The organism is Paenibacillus sp. FSL H3-0310, from assembly GCF_038002785.1.
GTDB classification, from domain to species: domain Bacteria; phylum Bacillota; class Bacilli; order Paenibacillales; family Paenibacillaceae; genus Paenibacillus_AQ; species Paenibacillus_AQ odorifer.
Genome location: NZ_JBBODC010000001.1, coordinates 3,515,898 through 3,528,417, shown reverse-complemented (window position 1 = coordinate 3,528,417; position 12,520 = coordinate 3,515,898). Strand labels below are relative to the sequence as shown.

The following is a 12,520-nucleotide window of genomic DNA, read 5'->3' as shown; positions in this document are numbered from 1 at the left end:
AAGATCAGAGTTTATAGTTCACATGCTGCTCTAAAAATTCCATCTCTCCTGTAAGTCCGACGAAATCTGGTTGTTCATCGCTATAATGCATGAGCTTGATCCGCTCGCGAACATCTTTAGGCAGAGACATCAGCTCTTCCAGCGTGGTGTGAACAACGCCTGTTCCACCTAGTTGGCAGTCATGCAGGATGATCCGGATCCCGCGCTCCCGCACAAGGCTAATCAGTAGATCCGGCTGAAAGGTCATGTCCGCACTATAAAAAATCTCGTTGTTTATTAGAAGGGAGTAACTGTTTTTGCCGGGAATATGCGGTGTTTGTATGATCTCTAATGAAAGAGTAGGAGAGAGCTTGTAGGTATTTTCAGGCTGCATGGGCTTAACATCGAAGATATCAGATAAGGAAGACACAGCATCTTCTTGGTATAGACCTCCCTTTAACGTATTGTTCCATAAGGGCTCTATAAGTGTCTCGGGAAGAAGTAAGGTCATTTTTTTACCGTGCACATGTTTTAAGGTTAGTGCAAGCTCTTCCAGCCCTCCAACATGATCTGCATGAATATGTGTAATGAGCGTAGCATTTACGTCACTGAAGGATTTTTCAAGTCTATGCATGGCAAGCGGGGCTGTTATCCCGCAATCAATCAGCAGGGTGTAATTTTCATCTAGCAGCAAGGCATTGTTGTTAAAATATTTTTTCGCAAAAGCATTGCCTGTTCCTAGCATTTGTAGGCTTAGACTCATAAGAAAGAACCCTCCTGAAATCGGTTATAGCTAATGTTTCTACTTCGAATATGACCATAATATCATTTTTCGCAAGATCAATGAAATATTTACCTGAAATCAGCGCAACTTGCTGAAACAAAGTAAGTATATATTAACAGCATGAATTATCTGGAGGGTCTCAAATGAATAGATGGAAAAAAATCACTTTGTGCGTGTTTGCTTTTTCCTTAATGGGTGGCTCATTATTATTCGCCGATTCCGTTAATCAGAAAATTAGAGTATGGAGCAACGGAAAAGAAATTGTAGACGGCGGTTATCTAATTGATGGAAAAACGTACATTCCTGCTAGAGAAACAGGCGGGGTTGTTACTTGGGACGGTTCTGGGAAAGTTACGATCCTTAAACCTAATGTCCATATTGTACTTTTTAAAGGGGATACGGTTTTTGGCAATGTCAATGTAGGCAAGCTGAAAATAAAGATATTAACTCAGGTAGATAGTCTGACCGAAGAGATTTCAGCTGTGAAAGTGGCCATGACAGATCCGTCTGGAAACGTTAAGGATATTCAGTCACAGGTGCTTGAAGGCTCGCAGAAGGATAATTTCTGGTTTCCAACCTCGGAGTTTACTTATGATTTTAAAGAAGCGGGCAAATACCGGGTAGGCTTCTATATTAAGCCCTCCAAAAATGCCGATTACGTACTTGTGTCGGAGAAGGTAATAACAGCGTTAAATTAGGTGTTCTAAATTGACCTGAACTAATCTAACGTGGTACGATACCAGATGTAGGATAATACAATTCAAAGTGAGGTATTACAATGAGCGATCACAAACATGAGCATGGTGAAGCATGCGGTTGCGGGCATGATCACGACCATGAGCACGAGGAGTTTGTGCTGACCTTGACGAACGAGCAGGGCGAAGATGTGGAAATGGTGCTTGTAGAAACGTTCGACATAGGCGAGAAATTATATGCTCTGTTGTTAGAGCGCGAGAATCCAGAAGCAGACGGCATTATTCTGCGTATGGAAGAAGAAGACGAAGAAATGGTATTGTATAATATCGAAGATGAAGAAGAATGGAAAGCTGTTGAAGAAGCTTACAACAATCTGCTTGCTCAGCAAGAATAGATTCTAGCGACTAAACTTAAGCTGTTCTATGTGAATGGAACAGTTGATGCTTATATACAGAAACCCGATACTCATTATGGTATCGGGTTTTTGTATAAATGATTTAAGTTTTTAAGGAAAAAGATAGATCTTAGGATATAGGATCGGCTTCAACAATCACCTTAACATTAGTGATGCTGCGGTCCTCAGGCCCTTTAACCGGCAGGCCGATTTCGACGTGGTCGATAATGTAGTCGATATTATCCTGAGTAATGACTTCGCCAGGGAGGAGAATCGGTATCCCCGGTGGATATACATAGATAAACTCTGCAATGATGTACCCAGCAGATTCGCGGAACGGAACTAACTGAGTGTCAGCATAAAAAGCATCTCTTGGAATCAAAGCAAGCTGCGGGATTTCTGGAACCTGAACCTTCAGTTCATAGATTTCACCCTTGCTATAATGGATAGCGGATAGCACCCGTAAAGCAGCTAATAATTTATCTACTGATTCTTGAGTATCACCTGGGGTAATAAGGCAAAGAATATTATACATGTCACTCAGTTCAACTTCGATGTTGTATTTCTCACGCAGCCAGTTTTCGGTTTCGTAACCAGTGATCCCTAAATGGCGAACGTGAATGTTAAGTTTGGTTGGATCTAGATCGAAAGTTGCTTCTGTTCCAAGTATTTCTTTACCAAAGCTGTACAAGCCTTCGATAGTGTTAATGGTCTCGCGTGCGTAGTTGGACAATTGGATGGTTCTTTCCGCCATTTCATGTCCGTTCAGCGCGAGATTGCGTCTAGATGTATCGAGAGACGCTAATAAAATATATGAGGTTGATGTTGTAGTCAGCATGCTCATAATGGTCTGCACCCGTTGTGGGTTAATCAGCCCAGTCTTCGCATTTAGATTCAGTACCGAGCTTTGCGTCATGGAACCACCAAGCTTATGCACACTAGTGGCAGCTATGTCCGCACCGGCCTGCATGGCCGACACCGGCAGATCCTCATGAAAATGAATCAGTACTCCATGTGCCTCGTCCACCAGAACGGGTACCCCGTAACGGTGAGCCAGGTCGACAATCGAACGCAGGTCGGCACATACGCCGAAGTACGTTGGATTGATAACTAGAACTCCTTTAGCGTCTGGATGACGCTTTAACGCTCGTTCCAGCGCACTGGTGGTTATGCCGTGATCTATCCCGAGATTCTCATCCTGTACAGGCGAGACGAACACAGGCTTGGCTCCGGAGAAGATAATGGCCGACATTACGGATTTATGAATGTTACGCGGCACAATTATTTTTTCACCCGGTGAGCAGACAGAGAGGATCATCGTCATGATGGCATTGCTCGTGCCCTGTACGCTAAAATACGTATAGTCGGCGCCGAAAGCCTTCGCAGCCAGCTTTTGAGCCTCCTGGATTACGCCAGTTGGCTGATGTAGATCATCAAGCGGTGCGATGTTGATTAGATCTATGGATAGAGCGTTATCGCCGATAAACTCACGGAATTCGGCATCGGTTCCTAGCCCCTTCTTATGCCCGGGAATATGAAATTGAACTGGATTGCCGGCGGCATGCTTTTTTAGAGCTGTGAAGAGGGGAGTACGGTGTTGATTCATTTAATGCTGTCACAACCTTTCGCGAATAGTTAATTTTTAAGGCAAGCATCAGTATAACAAAACAATCTTCAGAATACTAGGATTTGGATGTGATAGAATGTCCACGAAAGCTGAACAACGGATGAATATTAGTTTAGCATCACCATTTATTGTTGAGATGTGGGTAATTATTTTTTTAGTTGAATTTGTTAAAGGTTCGCTGCTTGTTGCTTTATTGCCAGTGTATATGGAGAATATACTGGGGCTGTCGGTGACAGTAGTGGGATTCGCTTTTGCCCTACAGTATTTGGGGGACAACGTCTTCCGCAGCCCTTCAGGCTGGGTTATGGAGCGCATAGGGTTCCGCTGGACGATGACAAGTGCATTGCTGCTGATTCTAGTAGCCATTGGTTTGATCATCTATGCCAAAACGGCCGTTGCGTTATCCATCGCCTGTCTCATTCTTGGGATCGGGACCTCACCGCTTTGGCCATGTGTGATGACCGGGATTACCGAGCTGGCCGGATCAACCAAAAGCGGCAGCAGTGGTGCGGCCATGGGCGCTGTTGAGATGGCTTCTCTAGCAGGAACAGGAATCGGTCCAATTGTTGTGAATTTTTTAATGGATCAGGGTGGACAAAGCTATCACGTAGCTTTTCTAGTCTTGTTAGGTTGTGCTGCCGCTGTAGTTGTAGTAGCCCTTTTCTTACCTAAACGAATCTCTTCTAGCGGGTCTCATGCTGTCGTGAGGGACATGCATGGACTTGGTGGAGCAATGGAGCGTAAAAAGCTTAGTCCGTTAGAAAGTATAAAAAGAACGCTGCATCAGGTGAGAACTACCCTGAAAGTCAGCAGATGGCTGTACCCGGCGTTGTTCCTACAGGCCTTCGCCATTGGCTTGATGACACCTGTAGTTACCTTGTTCGCACGTACAGAGCTGCATGTTAGTCCCAATCAATTCAGTTTGCTCCTCATTGCAGGGGGAGGGATTACAGTTCTTGCACTTATTCCCGCAGGTAAGCTAGTGGACCGTATAGGGACAACGGTGTTTCTGAATATAGGTTTTTTGTTAGCTGCCTTTTCGCTGGCCTTTTTCTCTCAGGTTCGCTGGCTGCCACTTGCCTTTATCGCGGTGGCACTGGTCGGTATAAGCTACGCGCTTATCCTTCCGGCATGGAATGCCTTTCTGGCTAAGCAAGTTCCTAAGGGAGAACGAGGGACGGTCTGGGGGCTGTTCCTGACACTTCAAGGCTCAGGAATGGTAGCGGGGCCAGTATTGTCAGGTAGATTATGGGATCATGTAGGACATGGTGTCCCATTCCTGGCAAGTGCTATTGTAATGCTGATGCTCTTCGGGCTGCATCTGCTTATCGTGCATAGAACGAAACAGAAATTTAAGACTAGCTGAGGAATAAAAGCCGCTGATAACCGGAGAATAATCCGGCATATCAGCGGCTTTTTTAGAAAATTAGAAGGACATACGATATAACGGAATTAAGTTTCGAAGGTCTTCTGTATGACACTGTGCAGCTGAAGGACTAGAACGTTTATGCTCCAAAAGGACTAAAAGGCATTAAAATTCTCAATCAGCGTTTGGAGAAAGGCTGTTGCGGGTAAAAATAGTCAATAAACCAAGTTACCGCTACATAAACTGAAGTATAAAATAAGATTAAGACGAACGCAAAAAGGAAGTTAACTCAAGAAGAGGTCCGGCAGCCATGATTACTCTGGAATTGAACTAATGAAGGTTGGCTTTACAGATGTGAAGCTGTTAGGGGGGAGTGCCGTGAACAAAAACGACGAGGTGGAATATTGTAACCTGGAACTGCGGTTCGACAGACAGCATATCCAGGACCTGATCAAGGATTTGATTCAAGAAGGTTATTCCCTATATTGGAGCGAGAATGAACAGGTCTTTGTGATTTCGGTCCGTACGGGTCGTAAGTTAGTGAAATTGCGGTTTCAAAGGATTAAAGACGGCTATAAGCTTGTGGGCGATTATATGATCCGTGATGCTCGCTTGTCAGAGTGGATGGAGAAATTAATTGGGGATATGCGCGGGCATGCTATCGTTAAACGTTTCCGGGATCGGCAGATTATTATTGAAAATATTTTGTTTGGCGAAGTGATTCGCCTAGTTGAAATTTCTGGTTATCAGCAGCGTGTGTTATATCAGAAGGGACCTATGCTCACAGATGAGGAGCTGACAAGACTCTTTTATTCTATTGAAGGGGAAGAACGGGTTCGCCAGCGGAGAATTGAAGTGGATGAACAGTTGGATCGGTTAAATGATGCACTAAAGGCTGGAGATACGGTTCGCGCGGAAAAATGTCGAGCTGAGCTTGCCTTTTTGACCAAGGAATTGTTTATGTTAGAATGGTAAGCAAGTGCCGCAAATGTTCTTTCAAGGCACCCCGTTCATCGGGGTGTCTTATATTTGTATTGGAACTTGCAGACAGGGGTTCACTTCTGACGTTAAAAACGTTAAAATAGTCATTGTGATCATTTCTTAGACTGAATTTGTCAATGAAATTGATCTCTATTCGCAGGGCAGGCTTTGCTGTCTCTGATAAAGGGTGGTATTCTTATACTGCGAGAAATGGATTTCACAAAAATATAGGGTGCAAAGGGTGGAGGACCAGATGGCAAAACAACAAATCGGCGTTATTGGCTTGGCGGTAATGGGCAAGAATTTGGCTCTAAATATCGAAAGCAAAGGTTTTTCCGTATCCGTATTCAACCGCTCCCCGGAGAAGACACATGATCTTCTTGCTGAAGCGGAAGGTAAAAACCTCGTAGGCACATTTTCCGTTGAGGAATTTGTAGCTTCGCTGGAAACACCGCGCAAAATTCTGATCATGGTTCAAGCTGGTAAAGCTACTGATGCTACCATCGAGCAACTGCTGCCGCATCTTGATCAAGGCGACATCATTATCGACGGAGGGAATGCTTACTTCCCTGATACAGTTCGTCGTAGTAAAGAGCTGGAAGAAAAAGGTTTCCGCTTTATCGGTACTGGAGTTTCCGGTGGTGAAGAAGGTGCTCTTAAAGGTCCTTCGATTATGCCAGGTGGTCAAGAAAGTGCGTATAAACTTGTAGAGCCTATCCTAACGGCAATCTCAGCCAAAGTGGACGGAGAGCCTTGCTGTACATATATCGGACCTGACGGTGCAGGACACTATGTTAAAATGGTGCACAACGGTATCGAATATGGTGATATGCAATTGATCTGTGAAGCTTATCAGTTGTTGAAAGATGTTCTAGGTCTGGATGCAAAAGAACTTCACAATATTTTCAAAGAGTGGAACAGCGGCGAGCTCGACAGCTACCTGATTGAGATCACTACTGATATCTTTGCTCAATATGACGAAGAAACCGGCAAACCTATGGTTGACGTTATCCTTGATTCTGCTGGCCAAAAGGGTACTGGTAAATGGACAAGCCAAAGCTCACTAGATCTTGGTGTACCTCTGTCCATGATTACCGAATCCGTATTCTCCCGCTTCCTGTCTGCTATGAAGGATGAGCGCGTAGAAGCAAGCAAAGTGCTTAACGGACCAGAAGCAACAACATTTGAAGGCGACAAAGCCGAATTCATCGAGAACGTGCGTAAAGCATTGTTCGCGAGCAAAATCGTATCCTACGCGCAAGGTTTCGCTCAACTTCGCGTAGCTTCCGACGAATATGGTTGGGATCTGAAATATGGCGAGCTGGCTAAAATCTGGCGCGGCGGCTGCATTATCCGTTCCCGTTTCCTACAAAACATCACAGATGCTTATGAGAACAATGCGGAGCTTAAGAACCTGCTTCTTGATCCTTTCTTCAAGAATGTTATGGACAATTACCAATCCGCATGGCGTAAAGTCATTGCTTCTGCGGTAACTTTGGGTGTTCCAGTCCCTGGATTCTCCAGCGCATTGGCTTACTATGACAGCTACCGTACAGAACGTTTGCCTGCTAACTTGCTTCAGGCTCAACGTGATTACTTTGGCGCTCACACCTTCAAACGTGTGGACAAAGAAGGCGTCTTCCACCACAACTGGATGGCAGCGGAATAATCTAATTGACTGTATGACAAGCGGCCCGGACGGCTTCACCAGAAATGGGGAGCCTTTCGGGTCTTTTTTTACTGGAAGAAGCGGATTGTCTAATGTTTTGACCCTGTGTTATGATATGACAAATATCGCGGTTGGAGGATAGTCATGGCTGGGGATACAGAAGAACTAAAAACGATGAGTCAGGAAGATAAGAACAAAAACATTATTTTAGTAGGGATGATGGCGACTGGTAAGTCAACTGTTGGTGCTATTTTGGCCGAGGAGCTGGGCTATGAGCTGGTTGATTTGGATCATGTCATTATTGAGACTGAAGGCAGAAGCATTGCAGAAATCTTCGCAGAAGATGGTGAGGAATACTTTCGAAGCGTAGAAACTGCGGTTCTAAAGCAAATGCTAGAGTCTGAGAATAAATTAATATCCACTGGTGGAGGCGCGGTATTGGCGCCGGGAAATACAGCCTTAATGCTGAGTAAAGGGCATGTAGTTGCGCTAACGGCAACTGAGAAAGAGATTATTGCACGTGTTAGCGGGGATGAGAATCGTCCGCTGCTCGCCGGCAATGCAGAAGAACGGGTCAGACGAATCATGGAAGATCGCCAGGATGCATACCTATTCGCGCATTACACGGTCGATACAACGGGACTGACTGCGGCAGAAGTGTCGCAACATATTTTAATGCATTACCGCGGTTGAGCTTTTAAGAGAGTGTCTCATTCCATTCAATCATACCGCCGCTAAGGTTCGCAGCGTTATAACCAAATTGCTGTAGATATTCGCAGACACGTTGGCTGCGTGCACCGGAACGGCAAATGAAGATCACTTTGGCATCGCTTGGAATATCCTCTGTACGGTGTGGAATTTCTCCCATAGGGATATGTTGTGCACCGGGAATCATCCCAAAGGCCACCTCTTCGTCTTCGCGAACATCGATGAGTACAAGGTCTTCACCTGTCTCTATACACTGCCGTAATTCTTGCGGTGTGATTTGTGGTACATTATGCATGGGTTTGACCTCTTTTCATCAGAAGAATGGTTTAATGATAACACAAGAACAGAATACCCTGTCAAACAAGCATTACATACCCACTACATCTACTAAGGAGAGTTTATATTATGGACGTTATTGTTAGGCCAACGCCATCTCTGCAAGGAGAATTTGGAGCCCTCTCTTCCAAAAACTATACGACACGTTATCTGCTGGTTGCGGCATTGTCTGAAGGAGTAAGTACGATTTATCATCCTGCACATAGTGAGGATAGCGACGCGATCCGCCGCTGCATAGCAGATTTGGGTGCTGTGCTTACAGAAGATGAGGAAAAGATTGTGATTCAAGGCTTCGGACGTCACCCAAAAGATGTAAAAGAACTTAATGTAGGAAATGCCGGAGCAGTGCTGCGTTTTCTTATGGCTGTGGCCGCGTTAAGTCCTGAGGTTACTTTTGTAAATACGTATCCAGACTCATTGGGCAAACGTCCGCATGACGACTTGATTGTGTCGTTGGAACAGCTAGGCGTTCAGGTGGAGCATAATGAAGGGAAACTGCCGATCACGATCCGTGGGGGTAAACCGGTTGGAGGCAGAATTACTGTCTCTGGTGCAGTAAGCTCCCAGTTCTTAAGTGCTCTACTGTTTCTGACACCATTGCTTGAAGAAGATAGTGAAATTATTGTCCTCGATGATTTGAAATCGAAGGTTGTCGTGGGCCAGACCTTGGAAGTGTTGGAGCAGGCAGGTATTGTGGTGCACGCCGCGGATGATTACATGTCCTTTAAAGTTCCGGGTCGTCAAGCTTATGCAGCTAAATCATATACTGTTCAAGGTGACTACCCAGGCTCTGCGGCAATCCTTGCGGCGGCTGCCGTTACAAAGTCGGATGTGAAAATTCACCGTCTTGCAGAACAAAGTAAACAAGGTGAAAGAGCCATTGTTGATGTGCTGCGGATGATGGAAGTTCCTCTTACACATGAAGAGGGTACAGTACATGTCCAAGGGAACGGTATCCTAAAAGCTGTTGAATTCGATGGAGATGCTGCAACCGATGCGGTACTGGCCATGGTGGCTGCTGCAGTATTTGCAGAAGGTACCTCCCGATTCTACAATGTTGAGAATTTGCGCTATAAGGAATGTGATCGCATTACCGATTACTTGGCAGAGTTAACCCGTGCCGGAGCCAAGGTAGAAGAACGCCGCGATGAGATTATTGTTCACGGCATGCCCGAAGGTGTCGAAGGCGGAGTCACCATTAATGCGCATTATGATCACCGCGTAATTATGGCACTATCCGTAGTAGGCTTGCGTGCGCGTCAACCTCTTTTGATTAAGGATGCACATCATGTGGCAAAATCTTATCCGCAATATTTTGATCACTTGCGTGCGCTTGGTGCGAATGTGGAGTGGGTACAATAGGAATAAGGGAGCTAGCGTATCTAGCTTCAGTTCTAGCTTCAGTTAAACAAGGATCATTAAGTGTAACTATGGAAAGGGGCACTACTTATGAGCTTTGAGAATCCAAGTCGGGAGCAGATCGGAGATATTCTTGCTTCCGCAGGTAACATTGCTGTTGTCGGCTTATCAGACAAAACAGATCGTACTTCTTATATGGTCGCGGGCGCCATGCAAAGCCGGGGATATCGGATCATCCCCGTTAACCCAACGGTGGACGGAGAAATCCTGGGAGAAAAGTGTTATCACACTTTAGCAGAAATTCCAGAGCCAGTGGACATCGTCAATGTATTCCGGCGAAGCGAACACTGCGCAAAGGTCGCGCAGGAGGCAGCTGACATTGGCGCACGTGTGCTGTGGCTCCAGCAGGGTATAGTTAGCGCGGAAGCCGCTGAAATCGCCGCTGAGCACGGTATGATCGCCATTATGGACCGCTGCATCAAGGTCGAAGAAGCGATCACAATGCATGGGCGTAGCCGGCAGTAGGTTCGGTTATATAACTGTTAAACTAAACACTGAGTTAAATGTGTAGTGATTATAGTTAGCGTTGACCAACGGACGTCACAAAGAACTGACGAAGAACGAGCAAACTGGCGAAGAATGAACTAGCTGGTGAAGAACGAACTAACTGGTGAAGAACGAACAAAGGTGAAATAAACTAACTAGGTTTAAATTTATGATGCTGTGGCTAATGCAAACTTAGATGATTAAGTTTAGCCAAAATAAGTGGTATTGTGTAACGCAAGGTGCGATTTCTAATGTAAAATGCCTGTTGAGCTAGTTATAATAAGATTAGACGAAGAACGTCCTTTAAACCGCTTTTTGCGGTGAAGGGCGTTTTTTATTTTGTAGGGGAGGCTATAGGTTATGGAGTTTGAAGAAGCGCATGGTTTGTTTATCGACCAGCATATGAAATCAAGAGCAGGTGAAAGAAGAGGCAGGCTGCTTAGAGGACATAATTTTGCGGAAAAGCTGTTTTTGCAGAATGTATGGTGGCCTATGTTTGAGTCCCTAGACGATTTGCATCCAGAATACGAAGTATATGACTGGAATCGCAAATCACAATTTCTGGACTTTGCTTATCTTCCACAGACGGGCAGCAGCTTTGGGATCGAGTGTGATGGATATCAAAGCCATGTGAAAGATATGGACCGCGAGAAATTCAACTATTCAGTAAATCGGGATACTTTTTTGACTGGGATGGGCTGGAGGATGATTCATTTTTCTTTTGATGATATCCAGCAACGTCCCGAGGTCTGCCGGATGCTGTTGCAACTGGTGCTGGCGCCTTACTTGGCTCGTAAATCTGCTAGCGTAACTATTTTATCTGAGGAAAAAGAGGTTCTGCGTTTCGCTTGGCGTCTCGGTAGACCGGTTCGTCCAAAGGATGTGGCCATGCATTTCTGCATTAATTTCCGTACGGCGCGTCGATTACTGCAATCATTAAGTGAGAAGGGGTTGTTGAAGCCGTTTAATCAGGGAGAAAGAATTCGGTATTATGAGGTGAAGGTTCTCAGACCAGATCAAATGTGGTAAGAGGATCTTTAGAGGCTGCGCAAAGGAATAATTGCACTTTATACAACTAAATCGCCGAAATAGCTATCTAAATGCGAAATAGTTGCACTTTGTACACTTAGAACGCATCAAAGATTAGATGAAGTGGAAAATCACTAAAAATAGTTGTATAAAGTGCAGTTAAAAAAGTGCTCAGAGTAACGTCGATATGAATAGTTGCACAAAGTACACTTAAACTAAGGTGGAATTCCTAACTGTGAGTTTAGGGTGTTGGAGATAGTTAATGGGGGAGAAAAGTTCGATGTTATGAAGCGGATGCTCTGAGATCAGATTAGTTCAGACCAGACCAGACCAGACCAGACCAGACCAAATCAAATCAAATCAGATCAAATCATACCTGATCTGATCGGACCAGGTATGCTAGGGACATCTATAGGACAGCTGCGCAAGGGAATAATTGCACTTTATACAACTAAAACGCTAAAATAGCCATCTAAATGCGAAATAGTTGTACTTTGTACACTTAAAACGCCTCAAAGATTAGATGAAGTGGAAAATCACTAAAAATAGTTGTATGAAGTGCAGTTAAAAAAGTGCTCAGAGTAACGTCGATATGAATAGATGCACAAAGTACACATAAACTCAGGTGGAATTCCTAACTGTGAGTTTAGGGTGTTGGAGCTAGTTAATGGGGGAGAAAAGTTCGATGTTATGAAGCGAATGCTCTGAGATCAGATCAGTTCAGACCAGATCAGATCAAATCAGACCAAAGCATACCTGATCTGATCAGACCAGGTATGCTAGGGACATCTATACGATAGCTGCACAAGGGAATAATTGCACTTTATACAACTAAATCGCCGAAATAGCCATCTAAATGCGAAATAGTTGCACTTTGTACACTTAGAACGCATCAAAGATTAGATGAAGTGGAAAATCACTAAAAATAGTTGTATGAAGTGCAGTTAAAAAGGTGCTCAGAGTAACGTCGATATGAATAGTTGCACAAAGTACACTTAAACTCGATTCTAACTCTGTAGTATTCATCAGCTTCACGTAAATACCAG

Annotated in this window: 12 protein-coding genes; 9 read left to right on the top strand and 3 right to left on the bottom strand. The window is 44.6% G+C overall.

The genetic code is table 11. The annotated features are described in order from the left end of the window. Positions 1-4 precede the first annotated feature (4 nt). Positions 5-742, bottom strand: coding sequence for an MBL fold metallo-hydrolase (locus MHH63_RS15990; protein WP_076303383.1), 738 nt, complete (start codon positions 740-742; stop codon positions 5-7). Positions 743-906: 164 nt separating this feature from the next. Between MHH63_RS15990 and MHH63_RS15985 the strand changes: the two genes are divergently transcribed. Both MHH63_RS15985 and MHH63_RS15980 read left to right on the top strand, forming a co-directional pair. Next, on the top strand, positions 907-1,461 hold the full coding sequence (locus MHH63_RS15985) for a copper amine oxidase (protein WP_036686116.1): 555 nt from the start codon (positions 907-909) through the stop codon (positions 1,459-1,461). A gap of 80 nt (positions 1,462-1,541) precedes the next feature. After that, positions 1,542-1,853, top strand: a complete 312-nt coding sequence (locus tag MHH63_RS15980) for a DUF1292 domain-containing protein (protein WP_036686118.1) — start codon at positions 1,542-1,544, stop codon at positions 1,851-1,853. A gap of 130 nt (positions 1,854-1,983) precedes the next feature. On the opposite strand, the gene MHH63_RS15975 is transcribed toward MHH63_RS15980, so the two are convergent. Further along, positions 1,984-3,459, bottom strand: a complete 1,476-nt coding sequence (locus MHH63_RS15975; RefSeq protein ID WP_036686120.1) for an aminotransferase class I/II-fold pyridoxal phosphate-dependent enzyme — start codon at positions 3,457-3,459, stop codon at positions 1,984-1,986. Positions 3,460-3,556: 97 nt separating this feature from the next. On the opposite strand from MHH63_RS15975, the gene MHH63_RS15970 reads away from it, so the two are divergent. The 4 genes from MHH63_RS15970 (at position 3,557) to MHH63_RS15955 (ending at position 8,189) form a co-directional block, all read left to right on the top strand. Continuing rightward, complete coding sequence (locus MHH63_RS15970) at positions 3,557-4,846, top strand: MFS transporter (protein WP_076219150.1); 1,290 nt, start codon at positions 3,557-3,559, stop codon at positions 4,844-4,846. A 378-nt stretch (positions 4,847-5,224) separates the two neighbouring features. Continuing rightward, positions 5,225-5,821, top strand: a complete 597-nt coding sequence (locus MHH63_RS15965) for a hypothetical protein (RefSeq protein ID WP_076306296.1) — start codon at positions 5,225-5,227, stop codon at positions 5,819-5,821. A 259-nt stretch (positions 5,822-6,080) separates the two neighbouring features. Continuing rightward, positions 6,081-7,496 carry an NADP-dependent phosphogluconate dehydrogenase gene (gene gndA, locus MHH63_RS15960; RefSeq protein WP_038570246.1) on the top strand — a complete coding sequence of 472 codons (1,416 nt, stop codon included), beginning with the start codon at positions 6,081-6,083 and terminating at the stop codon, positions 7,494-7,496. 144 nt (positions 7,497-7,640) lie between these two features. Then, positions 7,641-8,189: a shikimate kinase gene (locus MHH63_RS15955; RefSeq protein WP_340395498.1), complete on the top strand. Its 549-nt coding sequence runs from the start codon at positions 7,641-7,643 to the stop codon at positions 8,187-8,189. Positions 8,190-8,193: 4 nt separating this feature from the next. On the opposite strand, the gene MHH63_RS15950 is transcribed toward MHH63_RS15955, so the two are convergent. Continuing rightward, positions 8,194-8,499, bottom strand: a complete 306-nt coding sequence (locus MHH63_RS15950; RefSeq protein WP_036686126.1) for a rhodanese-like domain-containing protein — start codon at positions 8,497-8,499, stop codon at positions 8,194-8,196. Between the two features lie 110 nt (positions 8,500-8,609). On the opposite strand from MHH63_RS15950, the gene aroA reads away from it, so the two are divergent. From aroA to MHH63_RS15935, 3 genes are all read left to right on the top strand, one after another. Beyond that, positions 8,610-9,902, top strand: a complete 1,293-nt coding sequence (gene aroA, locus MHH63_RS15945) for a 3-phosphoshikimate 1-carboxyvinyltransferase (protein WP_076129118.1) — start codon at positions 8,610-8,612, stop codon at positions 9,900-9,902. An 87-nt stretch (positions 9,903-9,989) separates the two neighbouring features. After that, on the top strand, positions 9,990-10,424 hold the full coding sequence (locus tag MHH63_RS15940) for a CoA-binding protein (RefSeq protein ID WP_076104783.1): 435 nt from the start codon (positions 9,990-9,992) through the stop codon (positions 10,422-10,424). A 381-nt stretch (positions 10,425-10,805) separates the two neighbouring features. Then, the gene (locus tag MHH63_RS15935) at positions 10,806-11,474 is read left to right on the top strand and encodes a hypothetical protein (RefSeq protein ID WP_340034376.1); all 669 of its coding nucleotides are present in this window, start codon (positions 10,806-10,808) and stop codon (positions 11,472-11,474) included. The last annotated feature ends 1,046 nt before the right edge of the window (positions 11,475-12,520 follow it).

Coding starts and splice junctions, on each gene's coding strand:
- MHH63_RS15990 (WP_076303383.1), bottom strand. CDS start 742: ATGAGTCTAAGCCTACAAATGCTAGGAACAGGCAATGCTTTTGCGAAA.
- MHH63_RS15985 (WP_036686116.1), top strand. CDS start 907: ATGAATAGATGGAAAAAAATCACTTTGTGCGTGTTTGCTTTTTCCTTA.
- MHH63_RS15980 (WP_036686118.1), top strand. CDS start 1,542: ATGAGCGATCACAAACATGAGCATGGTGAAGCATGCGGTTGCGGGCAT.
- MHH63_RS15975 (WP_036686120.1), bottom strand. CDS start 3,459: ATGAATCAACACCGTACTCCCCTCTTCACAGCTCTAAAAAAGCATGCC.
- MHH63_RS15970 (WP_076219150.1), top strand. CDS start 3,557: ATGTCCACGAAAGCTGAACAACGGATGAATATTAGTTTAGCATCACCA.
- gndA (WP_038570246.1), top strand. CDS start 6,081: ATGGCAAAACAACAAATCGGCGTTATTGGCTTGGCGGTAATGGGCAAG.
- MHH63_RS15955 (WP_340395498.1), top strand. CDS start 7,641: ATGGCTGGGGATACAGAAGAACTAAAAACGATGAGTCAGGAAGATAAG.
- MHH63_RS15950 (WP_036686126.1), bottom strand. CDS start 8,499: ATGCATAATGTACCACAAATCACACCGCAAGAATTACGGCAGTGTATA.
- aroA (WP_076129118.1), top strand. CDS start 8,610: ATGGACGTTATTGTTAGGCCAACGCCATCTCTGCAAGGAGAATTTGGA.
- MHH63_RS15940 (WP_076104783.1), top strand. CDS start 9,990: ATGAGCTTTGAGAATCCAAGTCGGGAGCAGATCGGAGATATTCTTGCT.
- MHH63_RS15935 (WP_340034376.1), top strand. CDS start 10,806: ATGGAGTTTGAAGAAGCGCATGGTTTGTTTATCGACCAGCATATGAAA.